The organism is Rhodococcus sp. 077-4, from assembly GCF_047782425.1.
Lineage (GTDB): Bacteria > Actinomycetota > Actinomycetes > Mycobacteriales > Mycobacteriaceae > Rhodococcoides.
Genome location: NZ_JAJPWC010000001.1, coordinates 1505274 through 1531879, shown reverse-complemented (window position 1 = coordinate 1531879; position 26606 = coordinate 1505274). Strand labels below are relative to the sequence as shown.

At 65.5% G+C, this 26606-nt stretch carries 28 protein-coding genes; 8 read left to right on the top strand and 20 right to left on the bottom strand.

The annotated features are described in order from the left end of the window. Positions 1-2: 2 nt before the first annotated feature. The 4 genes from ACNEOT_RS07575 to ACNEOT_RS07560 form a co-directional block, all read right to left on the bottom strand. Positions 3-515, bottom strand: a complete 513-nt coding sequence (locus ACNEOT_RS07575; protein ID WP_415973278.1) for a Clp protease N-terminal domain-containing protein — start codon at positions 513-515, stop codon at positions 3-5. Positions 516-521: 6 nt separating this feature from the next. Then, positions 522-737, bottom strand: a complete 216-nt coding sequence (locus ACNEOT_RS07570) for a helix-turn-helix domain-containing protein (protein WP_415973277.1) — start codon at positions 735-737, stop codon at positions 522-524. A 63-nt stretch (positions 738-800) separates the two neighbouring features. Next, the gene (locus tag ACNEOT_RS07565; RefSeq protein WP_415973276.1) at positions 801-1142 is read right to left on the bottom strand and encodes a nitroreductase/quinone reductase family protein; all 342 of its coding nucleotides are present in this window, start codon (positions 1140-1142) and stop codon (positions 801-803) included. Positions 1143-1216: 74 nt separating this feature from the next. Further along, the gene (locus ACNEOT_RS07560) at positions 1217-1732 is read right to left on the bottom strand and encodes a MarR family winged helix-turn-helix transcriptional regulator (protein WP_415973275.1); all 516 of its coding nucleotides are present in this window, start codon (positions 1730-1732) and stop codon (positions 1217-1219) included. A gap of 73 nt (positions 1733-1805) precedes the next feature. On the opposite strand from ACNEOT_RS07560, the gene ACNEOT_RS07555 reads away from it, so the two are divergent. The 3 genes from ACNEOT_RS07555 (at position 1806) to pepN (ending at position 6613) form a co-directional block, all read left to right on the top strand. Continuing rightward, entirely contained in the window at positions 1806-2714 is a 909-nt protein-coding gene (locus ACNEOT_RS07555; RefSeq protein WP_415973274.1) for an NAD(P)/FAD-dependent oxidoreductase, read from the top strand. Between the two features lie 97 nt (positions 2715-2811). Continuing rightward, positions 2812-4128, top strand: a complete 1317-nt coding sequence (locus tag ACNEOT_RS07550) for a DUF222 domain-containing protein (protein ID WP_415973273.1) — start codon at positions 2812-2814, stop codon at positions 4126-4128. Positions 4129-4153: 25 nt separating this feature from the next. Then, positions 4154-6613, top strand: a complete 2460-nt coding sequence (pepN, locus tag ACNEOT_RS07545; RefSeq protein WP_415973272.1) for an aminopeptidase N — start codon at positions 4154-4156, stop codon at positions 6611-6613. On the opposite strand, the gene ACNEOT_RS07540 is transcribed toward pepN, so the two are convergent. Beyond that, positions 6605-7693, bottom strand: a complete 1089-nt coding sequence (locus ACNEOT_RS07540; protein WP_415973271.1) for a PLP-dependent cysteine synthase family protein — start codon at positions 7691-7693, stop codon at positions 6605-6607. The genes pepN and ACNEOT_RS07540 overlap by 9 nt on opposite strands. Continuing rightward, positions 7690-8043: a DUF4229 domain-containing protein gene (locus ACNEOT_RS07535; RefSeq protein ID WP_415973270.1), complete on the bottom strand. Its 354-nt coding sequence runs from the start codon at positions 8041-8043 to the stop codon at positions 7690-7692. The genes ACNEOT_RS07540 and ACNEOT_RS07535 overlap by 4 nt, the downstream gene beginning before the upstream one ends. Before the next feature lie 200 nt (positions 8044-8243). Between ACNEOT_RS07535 and ACNEOT_RS07530 the strand changes: the two genes are divergently transcribed. Together ACNEOT_RS07530 and ACNEOT_RS07525 are read left to right on the top strand one after the other, a co-directional pair. Further along, positions 8244-8459 carry a BldC family transcriptional regulator gene (locus ACNEOT_RS07530; RefSeq protein WP_037187021.1) on the top strand — a complete coding sequence of 72 codons (216 nt, stop codon included), beginning with the start codon at positions 8244-8246 and terminating at the stop codon, positions 8457-8459. Positions 8460-8595: 136 nt separating this feature from the next. After that, positions 8596-8796 (top strand): hypothetical protein, encoded by a 201-nt coding sequence (locus tag ACNEOT_RS07525; RefSeq protein WP_415973269.1) that lies wholly within the window; start codon positions 8596-8598, stop codon positions 8794-8796. Between the two features lie 13 nt (positions 8797-8809). Here the strand turns inward: ACNEOT_RS07525 and ACNEOT_RS07520 are convergent, their stop codons facing one another. The 11 genes from ACNEOT_RS07520 to ACNEOT_RS07470 form a co-directional block, all read right to left on the bottom strand. Next, the gene (locus ACNEOT_RS07520) at positions 8810-10105 is read right to left on the bottom strand and encodes an AAA family ATPase (RefSeq protein ID WP_415973695.1); all 1296 of its coding nucleotides are present in this window, start codon (positions 10103-10105) and stop codon (positions 8810-8812) included. Between the two features lie 568 nt (positions 10106-10673). Beyond that, the gene (gene ccsB / locus ACNEOT_RS07515; protein WP_415973268.1) at positions 10674-11639 is read right to left on the bottom strand and encodes a c-type cytochrome biogenesis protein CcsB; all 966 of its coding nucleotides are present in this window, start codon (positions 11637-11639) and stop codon (positions 10674-10676) included. A gap of 3 nt (positions 11640-11642) precedes the next feature. Further along, positions 11643-13262: a cytochrome c biogenesis protein ResB gene (locus ACNEOT_RS07510; RefSeq protein ID WP_415973267.1), complete on the bottom strand. Its 1620-nt coding sequence runs from the start codon at positions 13260-13262 to the stop codon at positions 11643-11645. Then, positions 13259-14077 (bottom strand): cytochrome c biogenesis CcdA family protein, encoded by an 819-nt coding sequence (locus tag ACNEOT_RS07505; protein WP_415973266.1) that lies wholly within the window; start codon positions 14075-14077, stop codon positions 13259-13261. Before ACNEOT_RS07505 ends, ACNEOT_RS07510 begins: the two co-directional genes overlap by 4 nt. Next, positions 14074-14664, bottom strand: coding sequence for a redoxin family protein (locus ACNEOT_RS07500; RefSeq protein ID WP_415973265.1), 591 nt, complete (start codon positions 14662-14664; stop codon positions 14074-14076). Before ACNEOT_RS07500 ends, ACNEOT_RS07505 begins: the two co-directional genes overlap by 4 nt. Continuing rightward, entirely contained in the window at positions 14657-15319 is a 663-nt protein-coding gene (locus ACNEOT_RS07495) for a histidine phosphatase family protein (RefSeq protein WP_415973264.1), read from the bottom strand. The genes ACNEOT_RS07500 and ACNEOT_RS07495 overlap by 8 nt, the downstream gene beginning before the upstream one ends. 51 nt (positions 15320-15370) lie before the next feature. Beyond that, the gene (gene hemL / locus ACNEOT_RS07490; protein ID WP_415973263.1) at positions 15371-16690 is read right to left on the bottom strand and encodes a glutamate-1-semialdehyde 2,1-aminomutase; all 1320 of its coding nucleotides are present in this window, start codon (positions 16688-16690) and stop codon (positions 15371-15373) included. A gap of 179 nt (positions 16691-16869) precedes the next feature. Beyond that, positions 16870-17421: a hypothetical protein gene (locus ACNEOT_RS07485; RefSeq protein ID WP_415973262.1), complete on the bottom strand. Its 552-nt coding sequence runs from the start codon at positions 17419-17421 to the stop codon at positions 16870-16872. Between the two features lie 55 nt (positions 17422-17476). Continuing rightward, complete coding sequence (gene bioD / locus ACNEOT_RS07480) at positions 17477-18166, bottom strand: dethiobiotin synthase (RefSeq protein WP_415973261.1); 690 nt, start codon at positions 18164-18166, stop codon at positions 17477-17479. Then, positions 18163-19320, bottom strand: coding sequence for an 8-amino-7-oxononanoate synthase (locus ACNEOT_RS07475; protein ID WP_415973260.1), 1158 nt, complete (start codon positions 19318-19320; stop codon positions 18163-18165). Before ACNEOT_RS07475 ends, bioD begins: the two co-directional genes overlap by 4 nt. A gap of 24 nt (positions 19321-19344) precedes the next feature. After that, positions 19345-20616 carry an adenosylmethionine--8-amino-7-oxononanoate transaminase gene (locus tag ACNEOT_RS07470; protein ID WP_415973694.1) on the bottom strand — a complete coding sequence of 424 codons (1272 nt, stop codon included), beginning with the start codon at positions 20614-20616 and terminating at the stop codon, positions 19345-19347. 88 nt (positions 20617-20704) lie between these two features. Between ACNEOT_RS07470 and ACNEOT_RS07465 the strand changes: the two genes are divergently transcribed. Genes ACNEOT_RS07465 through ACNEOT_RS07455 form a run of 3 tightly spaced genes read left to right on the top strand, consistent with a single transcriptional unit; the run spans position 20705 to position 24321 of the window. After that, positions 20705-22057, top strand: a complete 1353-nt coding sequence (locus ACNEOT_RS07465; protein WP_415973259.1) for a serine hydrolase — start codon at positions 20705-20707, stop codon at positions 22055-22057. A 46-nt stretch (positions 22058-22103) separates the two neighbouring features. After that, complete coding sequence (locus ACNEOT_RS07460) at positions 22104-22310, top strand: inositol 2-dehydrogenase (protein WP_415973258.1); 207 nt, start codon at positions 22104-22106, stop codon at positions 22308-22310. A 43-nt stretch (positions 22311-22353) separates the two neighbouring features. Then, a complete protein-coding gene (locus ACNEOT_RS07455) occupies positions 22354-24321 on the top strand; it encodes an acyl-CoA dehydrogenase (RefSeq protein WP_415973257.1) in 1968 nt (655 codons plus the stop codon). 19 nt (positions 24322-24340) lie between these two features. Here ACNEOT_RS07455 and ACNEOT_RS07450 read toward each other — a convergent pair whose 3' ends face one another. The 3 genes from ACNEOT_RS07450 to ACNEOT_RS07440 all read right to left on the bottom strand — a co-directional run bounded on the left by ACNEOT_RS07450 (position 24341) and on the right by ACNEOT_RS07440 (position 26599). Then, on the bottom strand, positions 24341-25135 hold the full coding sequence (locus ACNEOT_RS07450; RefSeq protein ID WP_415973256.1) for a cyclase family protein: 795 nt from the start codon (positions 25133-25135) through the stop codon (positions 24341-24343). Then, positions 25135-26310, bottom strand: a complete 1176-nt coding sequence (locus ACNEOT_RS07445) for a PQQ-dependent sugar dehydrogenase (protein ID WP_415973255.1) — start codon at positions 26308-26310, stop codon at positions 25135-25137. Before ACNEOT_RS07445 ends, ACNEOT_RS07450 begins: the two co-directional genes overlap by 1 nt. Positions 26311-26395: 85 nt before the next feature. After that, positions 26396-26599: a heavy-metal-associated domain-containing protein gene (locus tag ACNEOT_RS07440; protein WP_415973254.1), complete on the bottom strand. Its 204-nt coding sequence runs from the start codon at positions 26597-26599 to the stop codon at positions 26396-26398. Positions 26600-26606 lie beyond the last annotated feature (7 nt).

The following is a 26606-nucleotide window of genomic DNA, read 5'->3' as shown; positions in this document are numbered from 1 at the left end:
GGCTACGGCGTCCGAACGGGCAGGATCGCCGACCGCAACTCCTCGAGCGAACACTGCCTGCGGACGAGTTCGGTGAACCCCGGATCGGCGCCGCGAACGAGACCGAGAAGCACATGCTCGACGCCTATCTCGCGGTCTCGTCGTTCGAGGGCCTCTTTCAGGGACAGCGTCAACACCTCCTTGGCCGACGAAGTGAAGGGGAGATGGGATCGGCTCGTACCCCGCGTCTCGTTCAGCGCTCCCGGACCGAGCGTGGAGTCGATGGTCGACACGACGGTGTCCAGGTCGATCCCGAGAGACTTCAGCGCACGCGCGTCACTCGCTTGCGCGTCCGCCAGTACCCCGTCGACGGTGAATCCGGCCGCGGCCAACCCCCGCCTCAGTGGTTCGTCGGCATGCTCGAGGGCACTCAGAAACAAGTGGGTGGGCTCGATGCGTTGCGAGTGCAGCGTCCGCGCGTGGCCCTGCGCGCCGACGACCACCGCTCTGGCCGACTTGGTGAATCTCTCGAACATGGTTGTCTACCTTCCGCTTCCGGCGTGCTTCTTGTGGACTGCCTGCCTGCTGACTCCCAGCGAGTCGGCAATCGCCTGCCAGGCCCAGCCGTGGCGTCGCGCATTGCGCACCTGCGCCTCTTCCAATCGTTCGAGCAGGCGGCGAAGGGCAGCGACTGCGCGCAGCCCCTCCCCCGGATCGGGACTGGCGGCTGCGGCAGCAAGTGCGGTGGCTTCGGTCATGATGTCAATTTAGATTGACAACCGGTGGGTGTCAATGACGGTTGACAGCGCGCCTGCGAGCATTCAGCTGTCCAAGGTGATGTCGACGGTCACTCGCCCACGGTCGTCGCGCGTGGCCACCGCACGGCCGGAGTGGTGGACGCCCCCGAGGTCGACATCGACCCGACCGCCGTCGTTCTCGAAGTTTCTCCACCAATTCTTCTTGTCCGGCATCGCGACTCCGACTTTCACGTGATCGCCCGTCCGCCTGTACGCCACTGGCAACGAGAACTTCTTGCCGGACTTGCGGCCGGTGTAGGTCAGGATGCCCATGGACCGTCCGAGCACTCTGTCGAGCACCGGGGCCTTCATGACAACCGTGAAGACCTTGTTGAACGCTGCCGCCGACTTCTGGAATGTGTTCACTGCACTGCCTCCGAGGTTGCCCTGCACGTCATCGCGAGCGTAGCGGCGATTCGCCTCGAATCGAGTGCGACCGTTCAGGCCTTCGATTCCGATGTCGCCGACAAGCCGCCTTCCATCGACACGGCCAGTACGTCCAAGGCGTCGAGGATGCTCTCGCGTCGCGCGCCCAATGCGTCGAACATCCGACCGTGAGCCGCGAGCTCACGGGGAAAGATCTCGTCCACAACATCTTTCCCCGTATCGGTCAACGTGATCGTCGCAGATCTCCGATCCACGGCGGACGGCATCCGTTCGAGAAAACCGCGGCGCTCGAGCTTTCCCAGCGCTTTGCTGACTCCCGCGCGGGTCATGCCGAGCATCTCGGCAAGGCGTACCGCCGTCACAGGTTCGACCGCATAGCGCAGCGGCACCATCAGTTCGACCTCGGCCACCGTCACGCCGGCGTCGGCGTAGATCGGCTCGACGGCCAGCTCGAGCAGCGCTACGACGCGCTTGATCTGGGCAACCACCTGCATGGGCGAGGTGTCCAGATCGGGGTTGAACTCGGCCCATCGTGCGCAGGTCAGCTCCCGCAGCGATGCGTCGGTCATCGTCACCACCATTATTGTTAACTAGTTGACATTCTGCTACCTTCACAGCCTATCGCAGACCCGAGGAGGCGTCTTGACGTACGACACAGTGGTGATCGGCGGTGGTCCCGCAGGACTCAGCGCCGCAACACTTTTGGCCCGTGCACGGCGGCAGGTGGTACTGGTCGACGCCGGAAATCCGCGCAACGCGCCTGCCGATCACGTTCACGGCTTTCTCTCGCGTGACGGGGCATCCCCGCACGAGCTGCTCGACAGTGGACGCCGGGAGGCCCTCCATTACGGCGCAGAAATACTGCAGAGCAACGTGACTCGCGTCGACGACGGTTTCACCGTCCACCTCGAGAGTGGGACGGTACTGAATTCTCGATCGGTCCTGGTGGCCACCGGGCTTCGGGACGAGTTACCCGACATCCCCGGCGTTCGCGAGCACTGGGGCTCAGGGGTACTGCACTGCCCGTACTGCCACGGTCACGAGGTGCGGGATCAGCCCATTGCCGTTGTGGGCGGATCGAATCGACCGTTCACGGTCCACCAGGCCTCGTTGATTCGCCAATGGTCACGGGACGTCGTCTTCTTCACCAACGGCATCGAACTGACGGACAACGAACGGATTCGACTCGACGCCCGGTCCGTTGCGATCGTCGACGTCCCGGTCGCGCGACTCGTCGCGAACGGAGGCGTCGTGAGCGGCGTCGAACTCGTCGACGGCACCGTCGTTCCCCGATCGGTCGTCTTCGTCGGACCGACATTCGTCCCCAACGATGAACTCCTGGTCCGAATCGGGTGCACGCGGCTGGAGAACGGGTGGGTGGCGGCCGACCCGACCGGCCGCACCAGCATGGACGGGCTGTGGGCAGCGGGCAACGTCTCGGATTCGCCTGCACAGCTGATCAACTCGGCGGCGGCAGGATCGAGAGCTGCGATCGACATCAACCACTATCTACTCGAACTCGACGTGATCGAGGCCGTCGGCGCGCGCTGAGCCTTTGACCTGCGGCGATGAACTTGTCGGTGCTCCGTTCTACACTTTCGGCAATGGGGTCGAATACAAGTTCGATCCAGCGTCGCTGGGGGGTGACATGGGGCTACGCAAGTCGACGTGGATGGATGACGAGCACTGCGCACTCGCCGACGTTCTCGGCGCGCGCCGGACGATCAACGCAGCCGCCGCATCGGAATTGGCGTTCATGGACGACTACGTTCGTGGCCGAACGGCATGCGCCTCGCCGTGGGACACAGGAGTGACCGAGAAGGATCTCTACGGCTCGGCGATCTGCGAACTGGCTGCAGCGCTGTCGTCCACCTTCGCGTCCGTCAACAACAAGGTGCAGATGTGGCACCGATTGCGGCCCTCGGTGAAGGATCGGTTCGTCGACGGTTCGCTTGATATGGAACGGGTCAGGACGATTCACGATCATCTGCTTCTGGCCCGTCCCGACACGGTCGACGACATCGAAGCCGAGGTGCTGAAAGCCGCCAGGGAAATGGCACCGGGTTCCCTGGGTCGCGAAATCGATCGACTGCTCATCGAAGCCGATCCGGACTGGGACCGTGAAGTGCGTACACGGGCCGCGCGGACGGAGAAGCGAGTTCGGCTTCGTCGACGAGCACGAGGACTGTCGAGCCTCACCACCGTGATGACCGACGGCGAAGCCGACGATCAGATTTCACGACTCGATGCCGAGGTCGCGCGCCTGCACCCCGAGGACCCACGATCTCCCGATCAACGACGGGGCGAAGCACACACTGCCTTGATGCGCGGCGAGACGCTGGTGTGCCGGTGCGCGACCTGCACGACCTCTCGCGGTGAAGCCGCGGACTCAGGTGATGTGACACCGCAATCGCGCTCGGCCGACCCTTCGGCCGGCAGTGCCGCCGTAACCGGCGAGACAGCAACCGGCGAGACAGCAACCGGCAGTACCGAATCCGCGCCGCAGGATCGTGCCACAGCACCACCCGAAGGGACGCCTACGCGGTCGCGACCGGGTGGCGGGACGTTGATCGAGCGCTGGCGTGCCATCGTCGAGCGCAATCCCCTCGGCGTGCACGCCCTACACCCCGACGGCCACGGAGGCTTGACGCTTCCGCCGCCGGGGGCACTGTCGTACAAGCCGAGTAGGGCACTCGCGGCGAGGGTTCGCGCCGACCAGCCGTACTGCGTTCATCCTGGCTGCGACGTGCCTTCGGACCGGTGCGACCTCGACCACATCGTCGAATTCGACCGACAGAACCCGGAGCGAGGGGGTTGGACGATTCCGACCAACATCGGCCCGCGGTGCCGGCTTCACCACAATCTCAAGACGCGCAAACTGTGGCGCACCGAGCTACTTCCGGAAGGGGTGATGCATACCGTCGATCCACTCGGACGCCACTACTTCACTGCACCGACCCTGTGAAAATCGATCGCATAGGGTTGGTTCGGTGAGCACCGCGAATCTGACCCGGACCGAAACCCGCAGGCGATCGCGCCACATCCGCGGGGTGACGTATCGCGTTCACCTGGATCTTCTGGGTGCGCAGGACACGAGCCTCGACACCTTCGAGACCGTCACGACCATCGAATTCGATGCGACCACGGCTGCAACGTGGGTGGACTTCATCGGTGCCGCAGTCGACGAGGTCATCGTCAACAGCACCGACACACCGGTCGACTACGACGGCGCTCGCATTCAGCTGGTCGGGCTCACCGAGCACAACGTCGTGCGGATACGCGCGCGAGGCCGATACAGCCGATCGGGTGAAGGGCTGCACCGGTTCGTCGATCCTGTGGACGACAACGTCTACCTGTACACGCAGTACGAGCCCGCCGATGCGCGGAGGGTGTTCGCGAACTTCGAGCAACCGGACCTCAAGGCCCCGTTCACTCTGACGGTGGCGGCTCCACCGACGTGGACCGTGCTGTCCAACCGCGAGGGAGTCACCGACGACACGGTCACCACGTTCGCGTCGACTCTGCCGATATCGACCTACATCACCGCCGTTGCGGCGGGCCCGTATCACCGCGTCCGATCGTCCTGGACTCGAGGCGAACTCACCGTCCCCCTCGGAGCCTATTGCCGGGCTTCGCTCGCCGAGTACTTCGACGCCGAGGACATCTTCGACATCACGAAGCGGGGCCTGGACTTCTTCCACGACAAGTTCGACTACCCGTACCCGTTCGGGAAGTACGATCAGATCTTCGTGCCCGAATACAACCTCGGAGCGATGGAGAATCCCGGCCTCGTCACGTTCACCGAATCGTATGTATTCCGTTCTGCCGCAACCGAAGCCCAGTACGAGGCCCGCGCCAACACGATTCTGCACGAGATGGCGCACATGTGGTTCGGCGACCTCGTCACGATGCAGTGGTGGGACGACCTGTGGCTCAAGGAATCGTTCGCCGACTACATGGGCGCATACGCGTCGGCCGAGGTCACTCGATTCACCGATGCCTGGGTCAGCTTCGCCAACCGTCGAAAAGCATGGGCCTACCTGCAGGACCAGCTGCCGACCACCCATCCGATCGTCGCCGACATCACCGACCTCGAGGCCGCGAAGCTGAACTTCGACGGCATCACCTATGCCAAGGGCGCAAGCGTCCTGAAGCAACTCGGCGCGTTCGTCGGTGCCGACGCCTTCTTCGCTGCTTCCCGCAACTACTTCCGCACCCACGCCTTCGGGAACACGACGCTGACGGACCTGCTCGGTGAGATGTCCACCGCGAGCGGGCGCGACCTCGACACCTGGGCCGAGGCATGGCTGCAAACCACCGGCGTGTCGACGATCGGCTACACCGGCGACGCCGTCGAGCAGACGGATCCGCGGCCTCACCGCATTGCCGTCGGCCTCTACGATCTCGACGAGGCAGGGAACCTGACGCGCACCCGGCGCTACGAACTCGACATCATCGAGGCACGAACGCCGGTCGACTTCCCCGAGGCCGCACTGGTTCTGCTCAACGACGACGACCTGACGTACGCCAAGATCCGATTCGACGAGCGCTCCACCGCCACTGTGCTCGCTCACCTCGATCGCATCGTCGATCCCCTGGCCCGAGGCCTGGTGTGGTCTGCGCTGTGGAACCTCACCCGCGATGCCGAGCTGTCCGCACTCGAATACATCGACCTCGCAACCAGATTCGCGCCCAACGAGCCCAAGATCGGACTGCTCTCGGCAGTCACGGCCAACGTTGCTTACGCCCTCGAGCACTACCTCCCGGAAAACCGGCGGGTCGAACCCGCTCGGCAGTGGCTCGAGGCGTCGTGGACGCAACTGCATTCGAGCGTGCCGGGGAGCGATACCCAGTTGGTGTGGGCGCGGGCCACCGCGGCCGCGTCCCAACTCGACGGATCCCGTGCAGCCGACCTCCGCGCTCTGCTCGACGGCACGGCCACCGTGCCGGGTCTGCGTCTCGATCCCGATCAACGTTGGTCGTTCTGGTTGGCCCTGGCCGCCACCGGAAACGCGACGACGGCCGAACTCGATGCCGAACTGGCCGCGGACAACACGTCGTCGGGACGCACCGCACACATCGCGGCGTCGACGGCGATACCGGATGCCGAGGTCAAGGCGAGGGCGTGGGCCGCCATCACCGAGCGCGACGACGCGTCCAACGACGTTCTCGACGCTTTCATCACCGGCTTCGGAGCCGGGCACCGACCGGACCTGACGCAGCCGTACGACGACCGGTACTTCGAGTCCATCTCGTCGTTGTGGACCTCGCGCAGCATCGAGATCGCGCGACGAATCGTCGTCCGTCTGTTTCCGCAGCAGTCCTCGACCGAGGCCGCAGACAGTTGGCTCGCCGAGCACGAGTGGGCACCGGCGGCCCTGCGGCGCTTGGTGATCGAGCAACGAGACCACCTGGCGAGGAGTCTGCGGGTGCAGGCGCGTCTAGGGTGAGAGCACTCCGGTACGGATGAACCCGTCGAGCGCTGCGGTCGGTGCGGCGAGGTCCATGCCCTGGTTCGCCACCCAGGTGTCGTCGAAGTAGGTGTGCGCGTAGCGGTCGCCCCCGTCGCACAGCAATGTCACGACGCTCCCACCGCGGCCCGCGGCGATCATCTCCGCGATCAACCCGAAGGCACCCCAGATGTTGGTTCCCGTGGATCCGCCCACCCGTTTTCCGAGTGCTTCCGAGGTGAATCGCGCGGCCGCGACGGAGGCAGCGTCGGGCACTGCGATCATGCGATCGATCACCTGGCCGACGAACGACGGTTCCACGCGCGGTCGGCCGATCCCTTCGATGCGGGAGGACAGGCCTGTCTCGTAGGCAGCGTCGCCGGTCTCGTAGCCGCCGATGAAGGCAGAATTCTCGGGGTCGACCACTGCCAATTGCGTTGCATGCCTGCGGTATCGGATGTAGCGACCGATGGTGGCGCTGGTTCCTCCGGTCCCGGCACCCACGACCACCCAGTCGGGGACGGGGCATTCCTCGAGCCGTAGCTGATCGAAGATGGACTCGGCGATGTTGTTGTTTCCGCGCCAGTCGGTGGCTCGCTCGGCGTGCGTGAACTGGTCCATGTAGTGGCAGTCGGGTTCGGCGGCGAGTCGATGTGCTTCGGTGTACATCTCACCGGGGTGGTCGACGAAATGACACCGTCCGCCGTGAGACTCGATGAGGGCGACCTTGGCCGGGCTGGTGCTCCGTGGCATCACCGCGACGAACTTCAGCCCGAGCAGTCCGGCGAAATACGCCTCGCTGACGGCGGTGGAGCCCGACGACGCCTCGATCACCGTAGTGCGTTCGGTGATCCAGCCGTTGCAGATGGCGTACAGAAACAGCGACCGAGCCAGCCGGTGCTTCAGGCTGCCGGTGATGTGCGTGGACTCGTCCTTGAGGTACAGCGAGATGCCCCAGGCCGCTGGGAGGGGATAGCGAAGCAGGTGTGTGTCGGCACTGCGCTGGGAATCTGCTTCGATCAGCCGGACCGCGTTGTCGACCCACCGGCGCGATCCCGAGTGGTCCACCGACCTGGTCACTTCGAGCCGTCTTCTCCGCGCAGCTTCGACTGCAGGTCCGCGCGCGCGGTGCGCCTGTCCTCGTCCACCGCGGCGATGGATTCGTTGACGCGGATGCGCATGTTCTTGAACAGGAGCAGCGACAGCGGGAGTGAGATCAGCACCGCGAAGATCGCGGCCACGAGCACCGGCACCTCCACGCCGAAGAGTAAACCGACTCCGACGATGACCGCGGCGATCACGATGACCAACGCCAGTCGCGCGAAGGTGTAGACCCCGAGGTTCACGGCGAGAGATTTCTTCGCCGACCTACCCGGCACGGCATTTGCGCTGGTCGGATCGCTGCTGTCGGCACTGTTCGCGTCACTCACGGGTCCCAGGTTACCGGGCTCGGATCACTACCCGACCCACCCCTGTCGTGACCGATTTGTCCATTACCTCACCTTTACCAACCTTGTATCAGTCGAGTACCTAGGGGTTCGAGTGCAACCATGGGGCACGAACCACAGCAGACCGTTATTTCCGGTTCGACGCACACGCACCGAACCGCATCGTAGGAGGACACGACAAGATGAGCGCACCCACATTTCACAAGGCTCAGGACTCACTGCTCACGCCGGGTCAGGTAGCCGCGCTTTTCCACGTCGACCCGAAGACCGTGACTCGCTGGGCACACGCCGGACGCCTCGGCTCGCTTCGTACGCCGGGCGGACACCGTCGATTCCGCGAGACCGAGGTCATGCAGTTGCTGACCTCGCTGACGACGGAAGCCGGCGCGCACCACTGATTCACGCGTCACGAAGGACGATCGACCCTCGGTATCCGCACCCGTACGAAGTCATCGAACATTCTCAGGAATCTTCGACGCTCGACGGGTGCGGAGGCCGTTGCATCGCGGTTACCCTCGTAGTAGGAGGTGCGTCGTGATCTATCTATTGGCGTTGATCGGCTTGGTGGCAGTGATCGTGCTGTTCTGGAAGGCATTCGGACCCAGCACCCGACCTGCTGCGCCCACCCGCACTGTCGGACCCGATGACGATCCCGATTTCTTGTGGCGGATGAACCGTGAGGCTCGCCGCGGAGGAAAAGACGGAACCGAGGCCGGCACCGAGCCCAGCGAATAGGGTCCGGCGGTTGTCAGTTGCGGTAGGAACCGGTGGACGCGTCAGGAAATCCTGTCGCGACCGCCGCCGCAACTTCCAAGAGTGCCTTTCGCGTGCGTCCACGGAGACGATCCAGCTCGATCTCGGCCCCCTCCTCGAGATGCGGGTCGAACGGGATCGTCCGGACGTGGGCGCACCGTTGCTCGAAATGCTCGACGACCTTGTGCAGATCCACTTTTCCGGCCCTCGGCCGAACCCCGTTGACCACCGCCACGGACTTGGCGACCAACTCGCGGTAGCCGTGCGCATCGAGCCAATCCAGCGTTGCCGATGCGCTCCGTGCGCCGTCCACCGATCCTGAGCTGACAACCACCAGCGTGTCCGCTCCCTCGAGGATGCTCTCCATTGCCGAGTGCATCAATCCGGTGCCGCAGTCCGTGATGACAATGCTGTAGAACTTCTCCAACAACGACACCGCGCGGTCGTAGTCCTCGCCGCTGAACGCTTCGGAGGCCGCCGGATCCGAATCGGACGCCAACACCTCCAGCCGATGGGCGTTCTGCGACGTGTAGGCCCGGACGTCGCTGTAGCGATCCAGAGACTTGATGTCGCGCAACAGGTTTCGAACGGTGGCAGTGGTCTCGGACGGCACCTTCTGTCCCAGCGTTCCTCGATCGGGGTTCGCATCGATCGCGATCACCCGGTCCCCTCGAATCTGGGCGAACGTCGAGCCCAGCGTCGCCGTCGTCGTCGTTTTGCCGACGCCGCCTTTCAGCGAGAGCACCGCGACGCGATAGCACCCGACCAGGGGTCGCCGCACCTGCGCGGTCAATTCCAGACGTCGCTGCTGAGCGGCACTGTTTCCCACGTTGATGTGGCCGGCGGACATCAGATGCAACGCACGACGCCAACCGGCCACGGGCGGCACATCTGCCGATCGAATCAGCAAGGAACTACCGAGGTCGAGTGACGAGGTCGCCTGCGGAACGGGCTGCTGACCCGGCCAACCTGATCCCGGCGTCGGTGCGACGATCAACGCATCGCCTGGGCCTTGCTGCATGTGCGGGCGGTACTCCGGGGCCTGCTGAATGGGCGCGCCCTGATGGGGCAGAGTCTGTTGGGGCGGAGTCTGATGCGGCGGAACCTGGTTCGGGTGTGACCGTTGATCAGGCATCGGTTGTGGCCACTGTCCCGGCTGGGGCGCCCATTGATTCTGCGGCTGCCACTGCCCCGGCTGCGGCTGTCCCGGCGGCAGGCCCTGATCGTGCGGAGCCCAGTGATGTTGTGGGACCCAATGGTTGGTCGTCACGGGTTGGGGCGCGGGTGGCACCGGCGGGCTCGGAATCGGCCTCGCCTCGGGTGTCGAGGCCTCGGGTGTCGAGGCCTCGGGACGCTGCTCTGCGCGCGCCGACGTCGTGGCGGAAGATGATGTCGGCGTACCCGCGGGCGTTGCCGGTGCATTCTCCGCAGATGCCGCAGATGCCGCAGATGCCGCAGAGCGAACCGATACCGTCCCACGATCGGTCTCGGGACCGACAACGAGCTCGGCCGACGGCTCAGGGGTGACGTCGGGTGGGGCGAGTGGTGGGTTGTCGACGCTTTCGGGCGGCATTGTGATGGGGGTGGATCTGAAGGGTTCACGCTTGACGGCAGCCTGAGCCTCCGGCTCGGCTGTGGTGGCCGTCGCATCGGACGTCGGCGCGGTGCGAGCGACGGGCTCGACGTCCTGTACGTCGTCGTCCAACGGCCGGACGGGTTGCCAATTGTTCTCGTGCCGATCGGCCATGACCGATTCCCCCCCAGTTCGCGTCCCACAATCGAAGATCCGAGCTCGGATGTTTCCCCCATCGAGCCGGATCGGACGCTACCAGCTGGGCGGCCTGCGCAGCGGCCGACTGCTAGTTCAGTCCTGCGTAACTGTGCAGTCCCGAGACCACCATGTTGATGATGAAGAGGTTGAAGAGCATGGCGGTGAATCCGGCGACGTTGATCCATGCCGCACGGGTGTTGCGCCATCCGGAAGTGGCGCGGGCGTGTAGGTAGGCGGCGTAGATGATCCAGGTGATGAACGACATCGTTTCTTTGGGATCCCAGCCCCAGAAGCGTCCCCATGCGGCCTCGGCCCAGATCGCGCCGAGGATGACGCCTGCTCCGAAGAGCGGGAAGGCAACGATGGTCGTTTTGTAGGCGAGTCGGTCGAGTGCCTGGGCGTCGGGCAGCTTGGAGGCGAACTTGCCCCAGAACCCAACGCTTTCCTCACCGAGGGGCTGCTTGATGCGCAGCAGGAACAGCAGGCTCGCGACGCCGGAGACCAGGAGGATGCCGCTTCCGACGCTGACGATGGTGACGTGGATGGGCAGCCAGTACGAGCGCAGCGCGGGGACGACGGGTGCGGCGTCGGCGTAGAGCTTGGTGGCGGCGAAGAACATCAGCACGATGATCGGAGCGAGGACGAACACCAGCATGGGGCGCATCGTCTTCTTGCGCAGCGCGACGACGGAGGTCAGTGCCGCGGCGGCGGTGGCCATGGTGACGAACTCGTACATGTTGCCGAGCGGGAAGCGGTGAGTGGCGAAGCCGCGGAGCACCACCGAGGCAATGTGCAGTGCGAGGGCAGGTGCGAGCAACGCGAAACCCATGCCTGCGAGTCGATCGGAGAGCGGGCGCTTCGGCGCTTCGGTGACGCGTCCCGGTCGGGAGTCGAGAGCCGGGGCACCGGCACCGACGAGCTCCTTCGCCTGCACGGCCGTTGCCTTGGCGGAGGCGTACTGGGCGATGAGCAGGACGAACGCGAGCACGTAGATGGTGAACGCTGATTCGAACGACCAGTCGCTGTACTGCGAAAGGTTCTCGTTGATCGGCATCGGTCAGTTCTCCTGTTTCGAGGTGTCGCCGAGCAGGCGGGTGCACAGGCGGTCGAACTCTTCGCCCCACCCCGCCTGATCGGTGCGTGCAAGTCCGCCGAGGTCTACTACAGTACGTCGTGCTTGCGCGTCGGCGGTGAGTCGGACCCAGATTCTGCGACGCTTGATCACCAGTGAGACGAGCAGTCCGCCCATCATGGTGAGTGCGAAGACGAGCACCCAGGTCTGGGCCGGGTCGTGCGAGACCTGGAGATTGACGAATTCTTTCGCGCCGTCGAACGTGACGACGGTGCCGTCACTGAGCGTCGCGGACTCTCCTGGCATCAGGTTGACGCGGTCCTGCTTGACCAGCCTGCCCTGGGCGATCATTTCCTGATCGAGCGAGAAGATGGACTGTGGGAGTCCGGTGTCGAGTCCGGTGTCGCCCTTGTAGATGTCGATGGCGACTGCGGGGTCGTTCATGGCGGGGAAGCTCGACGACAGCAGGCTGCCGTGGAACGAGGCCGTCGGCGCGAACAGTCCCTCGATGGCGATCTGGTTCTTACGCCGGTCGAGGGCGTCGGGATACAGGCCGCCGGGCGGGTCGACGCGCAGCACTCCACTGGAGAGGAACGTCGTCGCGTCCGTCGGCTGCCACTGAATGGTGTCGGTGCGGGTCTCGCCGTTCGGGAACGTCACGGTGAAGGTGGGCGCGTAGCCGTGACCCTGCAGGTAGACGCGGTCACCTGCAACGCGCAGCGGGTGGTTGACCTGCAGTTGCTCGTCGCGCCAGACGTCGTTTTCGAGGTCCTCGCCCGCCTGGTACTCGATGTTGGACGTGAACATCTCGGCCTGGCCGGTGTCGAGGTAGTCGGCCTGGAAGTCCTTGACGCGCACGCACAGTGGCTCGAGTTCGGTGCCGTCGACGAGGTTGCCGGCACGGAACGAGTCGTAGTTGGCCGGAGTCGAGGTGCAGAAGCCGGGGCCGTCGTCGGCGATCACGATGCGATTTCCCTCGTAGCCGAGCAGTTTGCCCATGGCGATTGCGGCCAGCAGTCCGACGAGGGAGAGGTGGAAGACGAGGTTGCCCAATTCCCGGACGTAGCCCTTCTCCGCCGACAGCGTCACTGCTCCGCCGTCCTCGGACCGCTGGGCGACGCGCCACCCGCGCAACTGGGTGCGCACCTGTGCCGCGATCTCCTCGGGTGTGCCGTCTACCTCGTAGCGGCTGTGGTGCGGCAGGCGCGAAAGGTTGCGCGGCGCACGAACAGGCTTGGCGCGCAACTGCTTCGCGTGCTCGATGCAGCGCGGCAGGATGCAACCGATCAGTGAGACGAACAGCAGTGCGTAGATCGCGGTGAACCAGAAGCTGCCGAACACGTCGAAGAGCTCGAGCTTGTCCATGATCGGGCCCAGGGTCGGGCGGTTCGCGATGTACTCGTCGACCTTGCCCGCGTTGAGGCTGCGCTGCGGCACCAGTGCCCCCGGCACCGCGGCGAACGCCAGCAGGAACAACAGCACCAGCGCGGTTCGCATGCTGGTCAGGCCGCGCCAGGTGTTGCGAATCAGGGCCACTCCCCTGCCGAGCAGCGACTGCTTACGCGGCGGCGACGCTTCGGTGCGCTCTTCGATGTCGACGGTCATATCGGCAACACCACATCGGAGACGAAGGCGTCGCGCACCCAGCCGACGAACTGATCCCAGGCACCGGTGACCAGTGCAATTCCTACCGCTATCAACATGATTCCGCCGAACACCTGTATCTGTCGTGCATGTGTACGTAGCCAGCCGACGCCTCGCAGCGCGCTGACCGAACCGAACGCGAGGATCACGAACGGTAGGCCGAGACCGAGGCAGTAGGCCACGATCAGGACGACGCCCCGCGCTGCCGTCGTACCGTCGGTACCTGCGGCCAGTGAGATGACGCCTGCCAGTGTCGGCCCGAGGCATGGGGTCCAGCCGAGTGCGAACACGCCGCCGAGCAGCGGGGCTCCGGCCAGGGAGCCGATCTGCCTTGGCTCGAACCGGACGTCGCGCTGCAGTGCGGGGATCAGTCCGACGAACACCAGGCCCATGGCGATGGTGACGACGCCGCCGATCCTCATCAGCAGTTCGCGATTGATCGCCAGTACCGAGATCGCTCCGAACACCGACGCGGTGGCGAGTACGAACACCACGGTGAAGCCGAGGACGAACAGTCCCGCCGCTCCGGCCACGCGAAGCCGTCCGCTGCGCACCTTCGTCTTCACCGCGGCCTCGTCGGCGCTGACGGCCGGGGCATCTGCACCGACGACGCCGGCCAGGTACGAGAGGTATCCGGGAACGAGCGGCACGACGCACGGCGATGCGAAGGAGACGAGCCCGGCCAGCACGCAGGCTCCGAGCGCCAGGATCAGTGGCCCGGAGGCCGCAGCTTCCTGGAAACTCGCGCCGATCCCGGCCAGATTTGTCACGGTCACTGCTGCACTGGCTCCTCGGCTGCTACGCGTTCGACGACGGGCTGCAGGTCCTCGGCCAGCAGCTCACGCAGGAACACTGCGGCGACGCGGTGCTGTCGGTCGAGCACGATGGTCGTCGGAATGACGGAGGTGGGCACTCCGCCGAGCGCGGTCAGAGTGCGCATGGGCGGGTCGTAGATCGAGGAGTACGTGACGTTGTTGCTGACGACGAAATCCTGTGCAGCGGTTTGTGATTCGTCGCGCACGTTGATGCCGAGAAATTCGACGCCCGTGGCCTTGGTAGCTTCGTAGACCTTTTCCAGGTCGTCGGCTTCACCGCGGCACGGTCCACACCACTGACCCCAGACATTCAGGACCACGACGTCACCGTCGTAGTCCGACAGGGATGTCGTCTTGCCCTCGGTCATCAGGTCGGGCCCGGACAGTTCGCCCAGGGCACCGCGGTCGGACGGCGGGTCGTAGAAGATGTCGGTCTTTCCGCCCGGCGAGACGAACTGGAAGGTCCCGCCCTGTGCCACCGCGTCGGTGCCGGTGGAACACCCCGCGACGAGGGCCACCGCAGAAATTGCGAGCAGAAACCTACGCACCGGAGATCCTCGGATCGGACGCTCCTGCGGGCTCGGAGTAGACGAGGTCGACCAGTTGGTCACCCTCGTAGACGAGCGAGGTCAGCGACGCAAGCCCGCACTGGCGGTTCCGCGGGTCGTGCCACAGTCGGTCGCCCTGCAGGAATCGGCGCAGGGTCCACACCGGGAGCTGGTGACTGACGCAGACGGCTTCGTGTCCGACGGCTTCGACGCGGGCCGCGTTGACGGCGGCGAGCATGCGGTGCGCAATCTGCAGGTACGGCTCGCCCCAGGACGGGGTGAACGGGTCGCGCAGCTTCCACCAGTGCCGTGGTCGGCGTAGCGCACCGTCGCCGACGGCCACCCGCAGTCCCTCGAACTCGTTGCCCGCTTCGATGAGGTTCTCGTCCTCGGCGATGGTCAGGCCGTGGGCCGCGGCGATCGGCCCGGCCGTCTCCTGGGCGCGCAGCAGTGGTGACGCCACGACGTGGGTGATGTCGTGGCCGGCGAGCGAATCCGCAACAGCCTTGGCCTGCGCCTGGCCGGTCACGGACAGCTTGAAGCCGGGCAGCCGCCCGTAGAGGATGCCCTTGGGGTTGTGCACCTCGCCGTGCCGGAGGACGTGCACGATGGTGCGCGTCGTCGAGTGCGGATGTGTTGCGGGGGCCTCGGTCACGTCGGGGTCCTGTTTCTCGCTAGTCGGGTGGGAATCAGTTCGGGTCGGACGTCACTGAGGGGCTGTGGCGGCTGCTGCAGCTTTCGCTGCGGCGGGGGCCGCGTCGGCGATGATCTCGAATGCGCGGTCGTCGAGGGCTGCGGAGACGAACCAGGCCTCGAATGCGCTCGGCGGCGGGTACACCCCACGGGAGAGGAAGGCGTGGAAGAACGCCGGGTATCGCCACGTCTGCGCGGCCTTGGCCTGCGCGTAGTCGGTGACGGGTCCATCGGCGAAGAACACACTCACCATAGTGCCCGCGAACTGCACGTGATGGGTGACGCCTTCAGCGGTGAGGGCGTCACCGAGCAGTGTTCCGAGTCGCTGCGAGTTGGTCTGCAGCTTCTCGTAGACGGCTGCGTCGGCCAGTTGCAGGCTCGTCAATCCAGCGGCGACGGCGACGGGGTTGCCGCTCAATGTGCCTGCCTGGTACACCGGTCCTGCCGGTGCCAGGTAGGTCATCACGTCTGCTCGACCGCCGAATGCCGCAGCGGGCAACCCGCCGGACATGACCTTGCCGAAGGTGTAGAGATCGCCTGCGACACCGTCGATGCCGTACCAACCGGAGGCGCTGACGCGGAATCCGGTCATCACCTCGTCCATGATCAGCAGCGCGCCGTGCTCGGTCGCGAGGCGGCGTAGGCCCTCGTTGAAGCCGGTGACCGGCGGAATTGCTCCCATGTTGCCTGCGGCTGCCTCGGTGATGATGCACGCGATCTGGCCGGCGTTCGCCTCGAAGGCCGCGGAGACGGCGGCGAGGTCGTTGTAGGGAACGACGATGGTGTCCGACGCCTGTGCGCCGGTCACGCCGGGCGAGGTCGGCAGCCCGAGGGTGGCCAGTCCCGATCCCGCGTCGGCCAACAGGGCATCGACGTGGCCGTGGTAGCAACCCGAGAATTTGACGATCTTGGTCCGGCCGGTGAATCCACGGGCCAGCCGCACCGCGCTCATGGTTGCTTCTGTGCCCGAATTCACAAGACGTACCTGGTCGACGGGGCCGACGCGGCGCACGATTTCCTCGGCCAGTTCGATTTCACGCACCGTGGGTGCACCGAACGACAGACCGGTTGCGGCCGCCTTCTGGACGGCCTCGACGATGGCCGGATGGGCGTGCCCGTGGATCATCGGGCCCCAGGACGAGATGAGGTCCACGTAGGACTTCCCGTCGGCGTCGGTCATGGTGTATCCGCTGGCGCGGGTGATGAAGCGGGGCGTTCCGCCGACGGACGCGAAGGCCCGCACCGGCGAGTTGACGCCACCTGGAATCACCGTGCTCGCGCGGGCGAACAGTTGGGCCGATACGGGGGCGTCGTCGCCGGGGGAAACAGTCACGACTTCCAGTGTCCCAGGTTCGGCGAAATCACCAACTACAGGGCGTAATAATCGGCGAACTTCCCACCGCCGTCGCACCCCGCAGTGCGCCGTCCTGGAACGAACGAGCCCGGACCCGATCGGTCGGGTCCGGGCTCGTTCGAACCGCGCGTGTCGTCGACGGCAACAGCAGACGGTTGTCAGTTCGTGCGGTGGTGTCCGTTGTCCGTGCGTGGGTCGACGGTGTCGCGAACCTTCTCCCCTGTGCTGCGCGGGTCGTTACTCGTGTGTGTGACACCCTCACGAACGTCGGCGCTGTGCGTTCCAGTGCTGTGTGTTCCGGTGCGGTGCGCGGAGTCGTGCTCGTCGAGCCGGCCGTCGTTACCCGTGTGCGCATCACCCGAGCGATGGTCGACGTCCGGGTCGATCTTGTTCGCGCGCGCGAATTCGGCGTCCAGTTCTTCACGCGAGGATGCGGCGTCGCCACGGTGCGTTTCGGCCTGGAGCGACAACTTACGTGCCTGTGCGGCCTTCGCATCGGCGTCCGCCTGTGCTCGACGCGCCTGGGCTGCGCTCTCGTCGGCGACGGCTTGACGCTGCTCCACCTCTACTGTGCGTTCGGCTGCCTTCTCACGAATTTCGTTCGCTTCCAACCTCTTTCGTTCCTTGCCCTTGCGTGCCACAACCACGGCGATGGCAAGGATCAACAGAACGACTACTACTGCAACGATGATCCATACGGTGGTGTTCATGGTGTCGACTTCCCGTTTGTTACGAATGCCGAGCCGGCAAACTGTTCACATCGGGTTACCCAAGTAATGAGTCGGTAAACTCACCGAAGACGCCGCCGGCCAGGGTTTCGAACTCGGATGAGTCGAGCAGGCCCGCACCCTCGGGAACACACGCGATCAGCTCGAGTCCCGTCACGAGCGGCAACTCGTCGCGGTTGACTCCTGCCGCCACGCTCGGCTCGGCAGGCCACGATCCGATCACCAGGCCTGCGCATTCGACACCGACCGACCGCACTGCGGCAATGGTCAGAGTGCTGTGGTTCAGCGTCCCCAGCTCTGCGCCCGCCACGATCAGAACCTGCGCACCGACGGCGGCGGCGACGTCGAGCACAGTGAATCCATCGGCACCGAGGCGCACCGCGACCCCGCCCGCGCCTTCGACCAGGACGAGGTCGTGCGTCCCGTCGAGCGCGCGCACCGCATCGAGAACGGCATCGAGTTCGAGCATCGCAAGACCCGCTCGCCGGGCCGCGACATCCGGCGCAAGAGGCTCGGGGTAGCGCGCCAACTCGATTCCGCGTACTCCGGAAAGACGTTGCACCACATCGACATCCGCCTCGTCGGGATAATTCTCACCGATGCCGGTCTGCGCCGGTTTGCACACTGCGACAGTCCGTCCACGTGCCCGCGCTGCGGACGCGAGCGCCGCCGTGACCACGGTCTTGCCGACGCCGGTGGACGTTCCGGTCACCATCAGCACCGTCATCTCGGCACCGTCATCTCTGTACCTCGGCCAGCGACCTCGGCCAGCACCTCGGCCAGCACCGAGGCGGCGCGGTCGATGTCGACATCGGTGAGATCGGCGCGCGCGGTCAATCGCAGCCGGGAGGCATCGTGCGCAACCGAGGGTGGTCGGAAGCATCCCACCCGGACACCGCGTGCGAGGCAGGCCTGGGCCGCACTCACTGCCCGGTGCGCGACGCCCAGAACCACCGGAACCACAGCCGATCCCGTGGGTTCCACTCCGGCGGCCACGGCCAACTGCCTCGAACGAAGGCCGATCGCGTGCACTCGCTCGGGTTCGCCGCGCAATACGGTGAGCGCGGCCGATGCCGCGCCGACGGATGCAGGCGCGAGGCCCGTGTCGAACACGAACGTGCGCGCGCCGTGCAGCAACTGATTGCGAACCGGCGCGGGCCCGAGCACCACGCCGCCCTGAGATCCGAGGGCCTTGGACAGCGTTGCGGTGACCACCAGGTCGGGCGCTCCGGCGAGCCCCGCTTCGTGCACGGCCCCTCGTCCGCCGCTCCCGCGTGCGCCCAACCCGTGTGCTTCGTCGACGATGAGCACGGCGTTCGATCGTCGACATGCCGCATACAGCTCCGCCAGCGGCGCGACATCGCCGTCGGCGCTGAACACCGAATCGGTCACCACCAGCGCCCGCGTCTCGGTGCGCTCGCGCAGCAACTCTTCGACGTGGTCGGTATCGCAGTGCCGCGCAACGGCCACCCGGGCCCGGGACAGGCGACAGGCGTCGATCAGCGAGGCGTGCGACGCGGCGTCGGAGATCACCAGCGCGTCTCGGCCCGCCAGTGCGGTCACGACGCCGAGGTTGGCGGTGTAGCCGGAGGAGAACACCAACCCGGCCTCGGCCCCGAAAAAATCCGCGAGGTCTTCCTCGAGACGCTCGTGGGCCGTCGTCGTCCCGGTCACCAGCCGCGATCCGGTCGATCCGCCACCCCAGCGGCGCACGGCGGCGCAGGCTCCGTCGATGACAGCCGGATGCCGGGACAGGCCGAGATAGTCGTTCGACGCCAGATCGAGGATCGCGTCCTCGGCCACCCGTGCTGTCACGACGCGCTCGAGTCCGGCCTCGCGTCGGGCGTGCGCGGCGGCGTCGAGCCAATCCAGAGCGGTCATGGCAGCACCATACTTGAACGCTGTTCAAGTTTCGTTGCGCGCCACCGTCACCATCGCCTCTGCGATGGCAGCCACCTCGGAACCGGAGCAGATGTACGGCGGCATCGCATAGACCAAGCGACCGAAAGGTCGCAGCCACACCCCCGCGTCGACGGCCGTGGCCGTGGCCCGCGCCATGTCCACGGGACTGCGCATCTCGATCACCCCGATGCCGCCGAGAACCCGAACGTCCGCAACTCCGGGTAGCGCACGAGCAGGCGCGAGGCCGTCGGACAGGCCCGATTCCAGCCCGCAGACTTCAGCGCGCCAGTCACGCGAGAGCAGCAGTTCCACCGAGGCCACGGCGATCGCACACGCCAGCGGATTGCCCATGAACGTCGGCCCGTGCATCAGCCCGCCCGCCTCGCCGCTCGAGACCGTTTCGGCCACCTCGGTGGTGCACAGAGTCGCCGCCAACGTCAGATATCCGCCGGTCAACGCCTTGCCGACGCACATCATGTCCGGTGCAACACCCGCGTGGTCGGCGGCGAACAACTCCCCGGTCCGACCGAAGCCGGTCGCGATCTCGTCGAAGATCAACAGCACGCCGAACTCGTTTGCCAAACGGCGCAGCTCGAGAAGATAACGCGCGTCGTGGAACCGCATACCGCCCGCGCCCTGCACGATCGGCTCGACGATGATCGCCGCCAGTTCGCTCGCATGCTCGCTCAGCACCTGCTCGAACTCGGCGACGTACTCGGCCGAGAATTCCGCGGGTGGAGCCGGAGCGAACACCTGCTTCGCGAGCACGTCGGTCCACAGCGAGTGCATTCCGCCATCGGGATCGCACACACTCATGGGCGCGAACGTGTCGCCGTGGTACCCACCGCGCCAGGTCAACAGTCGAGTGCGACCGTTCTCGCCTCGCGCACGCCAGTATTGCAACGCCATCTTGACCGCAACCTCCACCGAGACCGATCCGGAATCGGCGAGGAACACCTTGTCGAGCCCTGCGGGCGTGATCTCGACCAGCAACTCGGCCAACCGGGCCGCCGGAGCATGCGTCAAGCCGCCGAACATGACGTGACTCATCCGGCCCAGCTGATCGCGGGCTGCCGCGTCGAGCACCGGATGCCGGTAGCCGTGCACGGCCGCCCACCACGAGCTCATTCCGTCGATGAGCTGGCGGCCATCGGCCAGGGTCAGCCGCACACCGGACGCACTCTCGACCACCAGCGGTGTCGTACTCGCCGGAAATCGGCTGTAGGGGTGCCAGAGATGATCGGAGTCGATTCGACGGACGTCTTCGGTAGTCAGCACGCCACAGCACACTGCCACAGCGACCTCCGGGCGACGGCTACGTCACCGTGGGTGGCGAAATGTCCGAATCCGTTAGCATCGCAGCATGACGACGTCGTGCACCACGAAGAAACTCGCAGGCTTGGCCGTGGCTGCAACCGTCGCTCTGTCCGCATGCGGTGGCGCTGTTGAGACACCCTCGCCCACAACGACTTCCACGGGTACGGCCTTCGTCGTCGACACCTCGACCCCCATCGGCGCACTCAACGACCGAATTCTGCAGTGGATCAACGCCGACTCCGCACCCGACCCAGCGGCGGTGGACGCCGTCGTCGGCCAGGAACTGGCCGAGGCCGTCGCGGCGATGGGCGGGCTCGTCACTCCCCTCGAACAGTTGCGCGCCGGTGCCCCCAACGTGGCCACGGGCTTCGAAGCCGATACGGACACCGGCGTTCTGCACTTCACCACCGGCGGCATCCCGGCCACGATCTCGACGTCGATCGGTGCCGACGGCACGTTGAACGGGTTCCTGGCCAGACCCGAAACCCCCGAGATCTCGTCGTTCGACGAACTCGATGCCGCATTGGCGAAGGTGGCTCCCGACTACTCCTACAGCGCATCCCGTCTCAACGGCGGTGGCTGCGAATCCGTCTACTCCACCAATGCCGACGAAGTGCTTCCGCTGGGCTCGGTGTTCAAACTCTATGTACTCGGAGCGCTCACCGACGAGATCGAGGCGGGCTCGATTCGTTGGGACGAGCAACTCACCGTCCGCGATGCAACCAAGAGTGCGCCGTCCGGCGAGCTGCAGAATCTGCCCGACGGGACGACGGTGTCGGTCCGTGAGGCTGCAGAGAAGATGATCTCGTTGTCGGACAACACCGCAACGGATCTGCTGATGGAACGCCTCGGCCGCGAACGCGTCGAACGTCAGCTCACCACGATGGGTCACCACGATCCGTCCGTCATGACGCCGATGATGGACACCCGGCAGTTCTTCGTCATCGGTTTCGGTGATCCGAACATGCGCGCCGAGTGGTCCACGGCCGACACCGATGCCAGAGTGCAGCTACTCGTGCAGGCCGACGCACGGCCTCTCCAGATCGACCTCGACAACTTCCTCGACAACCCGGCGTCCGGCGACGGCGTGGAGTGGTTCGCCAACGCGCAGGACGTGTGCGCGGCGCTGGCCTACCTGGCGTCGAGTCCGGCGGCGGCGGAGAACCGTCGGATCCTGGCGATCAGCCCTGGTGTCCAGCTCGACGCGGCGTCGTGGCCGTATTCGGGGTTCAAGGGCGGCAATGCACCCGGCGATCTCGCCGGCGCGTTCCTGGCCACCGATGCCGGTGGTCAGGACTGGATCGTCACCGAACAATTCCGGGACGACGGCGCGATCGACCTCGTTCCGTCCAGCTACGCATTCCTGGTTGCGCAGGAGGCATTCGCTCTACTGAAGTGAGTGGGATTTGTAACATCGGTGTTACTGCTGCATTACACTCATGGTGGTGGAGGCACAACACGAACCAGCTCAACACGCGTGGCCGACGGGCTTCAAAGAGTTCCTGGTCGGCGAGTTCACAGACTTCAGTCCCCTGGTGAACAGGGCTCTGGAGGACAACTGTGCGTCTTTGTTCCACGACGGCCCGTACGCGAAAACCGGCTTCTGGCGTGCCTGCCGAGCGGTGTTCAAAGAATTCGTCTGGCCGGTCTGAGTTTCCGGCCCTCACGGTGGGCTGCAAAAGGTTACCGTCGAGTATGGCAACCACAACGGATCACCTTCGGAACACTCTGGACGGCCGCTGGCGAGATGTGAAGAACGAGGCGCGCAAGCAACTCGCCCGCGACGAGTTCCGTCCGCACTACACGCCGAACACCGTCATCGCCCGCACCAAAGCACTCGAACAACTCAAACTCCTCGCCGCCGCCGGTGCAGCCGACAACGGCTTCAAGAAGGAACACGGCGGTACCGGCGATGTCGGTGCGGCGGTGACGATGATCGAAATGCTCGCGATGAGCGATCTTTCGCTGATGGTCAAGGCCGGCGTCCAATGGGGACTGTTCGGTGGCGCGATCGAGAACCTCGGCACCGAACGCCACCACGAGGCGTACGTCCCCAAGATCATCAGCCTCGATCTGCTCGGTTGTTTCGCGATGACAGAGACCGGCCACGGCAGTGACGTGCAGTCACTCGAAACGACGGCCACGTACGACCCCGAGACGGACGAGTTCGTCATCAACTCGCCCACGCCGTCCTCCCGCAAGGACTACATCGGTGGTGCTGCGGAAACCGCCACCGTTGCCGCCGTGTTCGCACAGCTCATCACCGCCGGGCCGGGCGAGGAGCCCGAAGGCCATGGCGTGCACTGCTTCTTCGTTCCGCTGCGTGACGAGAACGGCGACGATCTTCCCGGTGTCACCACCTCCGATTGTCAGTACAAGGGCGGCCTGCCCGGAGTCGACAACGGCCGCCTCATGTTCGATCACGTCCGCATTCCACGAGACAACCTGCTCAACAAGTACGCCGACGTTTCCGACGACGGTACGTACTCCTCCCCCATCGAGAACAAGTCTCGACGCTTCTTCACGATGCTCGGCACGTTGATTCGCGGCCGTGTCACGGTCGGTGGCAGTGCCGCCGCGGCAGCCCGCGTCGCCCTCGACATCGCGACGCGATATGCATTGCAGCGCAGGCAGTTCGCCGCACCCGACTCCGATCAGGAAGTTCTGATCATGGATTACCTGGTGCATCAGCGTCGACTGTTCCCGCTCATCGCCAAGTCCTACGCTCTGCAGTTCGCGCAGAACGAACTCGTGTCGAAGATGCACGAGCTGCAGACGGCGGACAATCCCGACGCCGAGGAGCAGCGCGAGCTCGAATCCAGGGCTGCGGGCCTCAAAGCAGCGAACACCTGGCACGCCACCGCCGCGATCCAGGAAGCGCGCGAAGCCTGCGGCGGCGCCGGCTATCTCGCCGAGAACCGATTGATCTCCCTCAAGGCCGACACCGATGTGTTCACCACGTTCGAGGGCGACAATCATGTGCTGACGCAACTGGTGGCCAAGGAGCTGCTCACCGCGTACGCCGATGACGTGAAGTCCATGAGCCCGGTCGAGTGGGTCAAGTTCGCCGCCGACATGGTGGGTGATCGCGTCGTCAAACGCACTGCAGCGCAAGCGATCATGCAGACGATCCTCGATCGGCGTCAGGACAACGAGGAAGAGGGTTCGCTGTTCAACCGCGGCACCCAGGTCAAGATGTTCGAGGATCGTGAGGAGTACCTGCTCTCCACGGTCGCTCGCCGGTTGCAGTCCAAGTCCAAGGAAGCCGGCCCGTTCGAGGCGTTCAACGCGGTGCAGGATCACGTGCTGCACGCTGCGAGCGCGCACATCGATCGAATCATCTTCGAGGCGTTCATCGCCGGCATCGAATCGTGCGAGGACCCCACCACCAAGGATCTGCTCGAGGAGGTCTGCGACCTGTACGCACTGTCGGTGATCGAGGCCGACAAGGCCTGGTTCATCGAGCACCGTTACCTGTCCACGGAGCGATCCAAGGCCGTCACCCGCGCGATCAACGAGCGGTGCCGCACCCTGCGTCCGCACGCCGAACTTCTCGTCGACGGTTTCGGGGTGCCCGACGCGTTGGTCGGTGCCGCGATGCTCGGTGGGCCAGGGGCGGGTACCGAGGAAGAGCCCGCTGCCAACCCCAGTCACGCGCACTGACGTAGGACGGGATCCACGGCTAGGGGACTATCGCGAAGACCCGGCAGGGACCGCCGGTCGCGCCCGCGTGCTTCGGTGCGCCGACGACGACCGTCGCCCCTGCCGGGGGTACCGATTCCAGATTAGCCAGAGCTTCGACACCGTATCGACCCGCGCCGAGAACGGCTGTGTGCGCGGGATATTCACGGTCGTTCATCCGATCGAGACTGAGTGTGTCGACGCCTATCCCGACGATGTTGCGCTCGTGCACCAGCATCTGTGCCTCGCCGCCGGAGAATCCGGGCGCAGCACGCTCGGCAAGTCTGTTCTGCCAATGACTGTGCATCACCACCAACGCTCGATCGGGTATCCGACCGTGCTCGCGCTCCCACTGTGCGATGTCCTCGATCGTCACCACGGCTTCGGCATCCGCCGCGGCGCGGGCGGAGATGTCCACCACCACCAGCGGCGCGATCAGGTCTTCCAACGCAATGATGTCTGCCGTTGCGCCGCCGCGGAACCGGTGCGCCGGGGCATCGATGTGCGTCCCGGTGTGCTCCCAGTACGAGAGTTCGTTGACCAGGAAGCCGCCCCGCTCGTAGGCGGCGACCGGGCGCATCGAGAACGGTTCGTTGCCCGGCCACACCGGAAACGTGGGGCTCAGAGTATGGGTCAGATCGACCAGTCGGCCCGCCGGAACAGCCTCAGCGACAATCGGTTCGGCCCGCACTGCCCCAGCCGAGGCGACCGTCAGCGCAGCAGCACCCAACGAACCGAACAGCGCCCTGCGGCCGATTCTGCGGTGAACCGTCTCGACGACCTCGGGGCCACACATCAGTCGGCGGCAGGGGTGACGAGTAGGACCTTGTCGTTCGATCCGTTGTCGGTGGTGAGCAGGAATGCGCCGTCGTCACCGAAGCTGGTGAGCGAACGCAGTCTGCCGTACGTACCGACCAGGGCATCGGCCTCGTCGACGTACTGTGTGCCGTCCTCGGACAGCTTCAGGAACACGAGCTTCTCGCCCTGCTGACTCGACACCACTGCCGCCCCGTTCCACGAACCCCACCCCGCGCCGTTCGCAAAGGTCAGACCGGGCGTCGCGATGGTGGGGCTACCGGAACTCCACACTGCGGCGCGTGCACCGGGGACGCGGGTGGGATCGGTCATCGGTACCGACTCGTCGTAGATGAGCGGGAGCCGATCGGGGCGGTAGCCGTAGTTGCCGCCGGGTACCAGGAGGTTCAGTTCGTCGTCGCGGGTGGTGCCCTGCTCCACCTCGAAGATTTGCCCGGTTCCGGGGCGAATCGCCAGGCCCTGCACGTTCCGATGCCCCAGAGTGAAGATGCGATCCGGCGAATCCGAGGCGGCAGAACCGTCGGAGTCGATGTGTAGAACTTTGCCGCCCAACGAATTTCGATCCTGCGGAACCGTCGGCGTAGCTGTGTCCCCGGTACCGATGTACAGGGTGCCGTCGGGATGGGCCAGAATTCGGCAGCCGCCGTGACGCCCGCCGTCGGCGACGGGAATGTCGTCGACGAGGGTGCCGGTGCGCGTCAGCGCGGTCCATCCCGGGTCGACGGTCCACGAGAGGACGGCGATGTGGTTGTCGCTGCCACCTCCCGCGCTACCGGTCCCGGCGCTGCCGCTTCCTCCTCCGCCACCCTGCACGCCCTGGCAGGTGTAGATCGTTCTGGAGGTGCCGAAATCCGACGCCAACGCAATGCCCATCAGACCCGTCTCGCCCGACGCGTAGAGGTCGTCGAGGTCCGCGGTGAGCTCGCGGGTGGCACCGGCGACATCGCGGATCACGAATCGACCGGAACGCTCCCCGGTCAGCACCGTCCCGTCCGGCGCGACCACCGCATCCCACGGCTTCGTCAATCCGTCGAGCACTGTGGTGACCGTCAGATCGGGGAGCGAATCGGCCTGCGCTGTTGCGCCCGTCGAGCAGGCGAGCGTCAGGGAGACGCTGGCGGCGAGTACTGCGGAACTGGACACCAGCTTGTTCATCCACACTCCTGACGACGATCCGCGACCCGTCCGATATGACCGGTATCACATGATCTTAATCACATCCGAGAGGTGGGCCGCCGAGTCACGATACGAGTCGGTACCCGGCCTCGACGATCGCGGCATCCACCGCAGCGGTATCGAGCGCCGAATCACTGGTCACCACAACGGAACCGGCGTCGACATCGACGTCGACACCCGTGACACCTGCGATCTCCGATACTTCTTCTTTCACCGACGCCGCACAGTGCGCGCACGTCATGCCCTCGACCGAATACTTCGTCTCCACGTCGATC

Excerpts from the sequence above, each read along its gene's own strand:
- ACNEOT_RS07450 (WP_415973256.1), bottom strand. The coding sequence starts at position 25,135 with ATGTGTGGCCCCGAGGTCGTCGAGACGGTTCACCGCAGAATCGGCCGC.
- ACNEOT_RS07465 (WP_415973259.1), top strand. The coding sequence starts at position 20,705 with ATGACGACGTCGTGCACCACGAAGAAACTCGCAGGCTTGGCCGTGGCT.
- ccsB (WP_415973268.1), bottom strand. The coding sequence starts at position 11,639 with ATGCCGATCAACGAGAACCTTTCGCAGTACAGCGACTGGTCGTTCGAA.
- bioD (WP_415973261.1), bottom strand. The coding sequence starts at position 18,166 with ATGACGGTGCTGATGGTGACCGGAACGTCCACCGGCGTCGGCAAGACC.
- ACNEOT_RS07475 (WP_415973260.1), bottom strand. The coding sequence starts at position 19,320 with ATGACCGCTCTGGATTGGCTCGACGCCGCCGCGCACGCCCGACGCGAG.
- ACNEOT_RS07550 (WP_415973273.1), top strand. The coding sequence starts at position 2,812 with ATGGGGCTACGCAAGTCGACGTGGATGGATGACGAGCACTGCGCACTC.
- ACNEOT_RS07575 (WP_415973278.1), bottom strand. The coding sequence starts at position 515 with ATGTTCGAGAGATTCACCAAGTCGGCCAGAGCGGTGGTCGTCGGCGCG.
- ACNEOT_RS07570 (WP_415973277.1), bottom strand. The coding sequence starts at position 737 with ATGACCGAAGCCACCGCACTTGCTGCCGCAGCCGCCAGTCCCGATCCG.
- ACNEOT_RS07445 (WP_415973255.1), bottom strand. The coding sequence starts at position 26,310 with ATGAACAAGCTGGTGTCCAGTTCCGCAGTACTCGCCGCCAGCGTCTCC.
- ACNEOT_RS07455 (WP_415973257.1), top strand. The coding sequence starts at position 22,354 with ATGGCAACCACAACGGATCACCTTCGGAACACTCTGGACGGCCGCTGG.
- ACNEOT_RS07510 (WP_415973267.1), bottom strand. The coding sequence starts at position 13,262 with ATGACCGTCGACATCGAAGAGCGCACCGAAGCGTCGCCGCCGCGTAAG.
- ACNEOT_RS07560 (WP_415973275.1), bottom strand. The coding sequence starts at position 1,732 with ATGACCGACGCATCGCTGCGGGAGCTGACCTGCGCACGATGGGCCGAG.
- ACNEOT_RS07485 (WP_415973262.1), bottom strand. The coding sequence starts at position 17,421 with ATGAACACCACCGTATGGATCATCGTTGCAGTAGTAGTCGTTCTGTTG.
- ACNEOT_RS07530 (WP_037187021.1), top strand. The coding sequence starts at position 8,244 with ATGAGCGCACCCACATTTCACAAGGCTCAGGACTCACTGCTCACGCCG.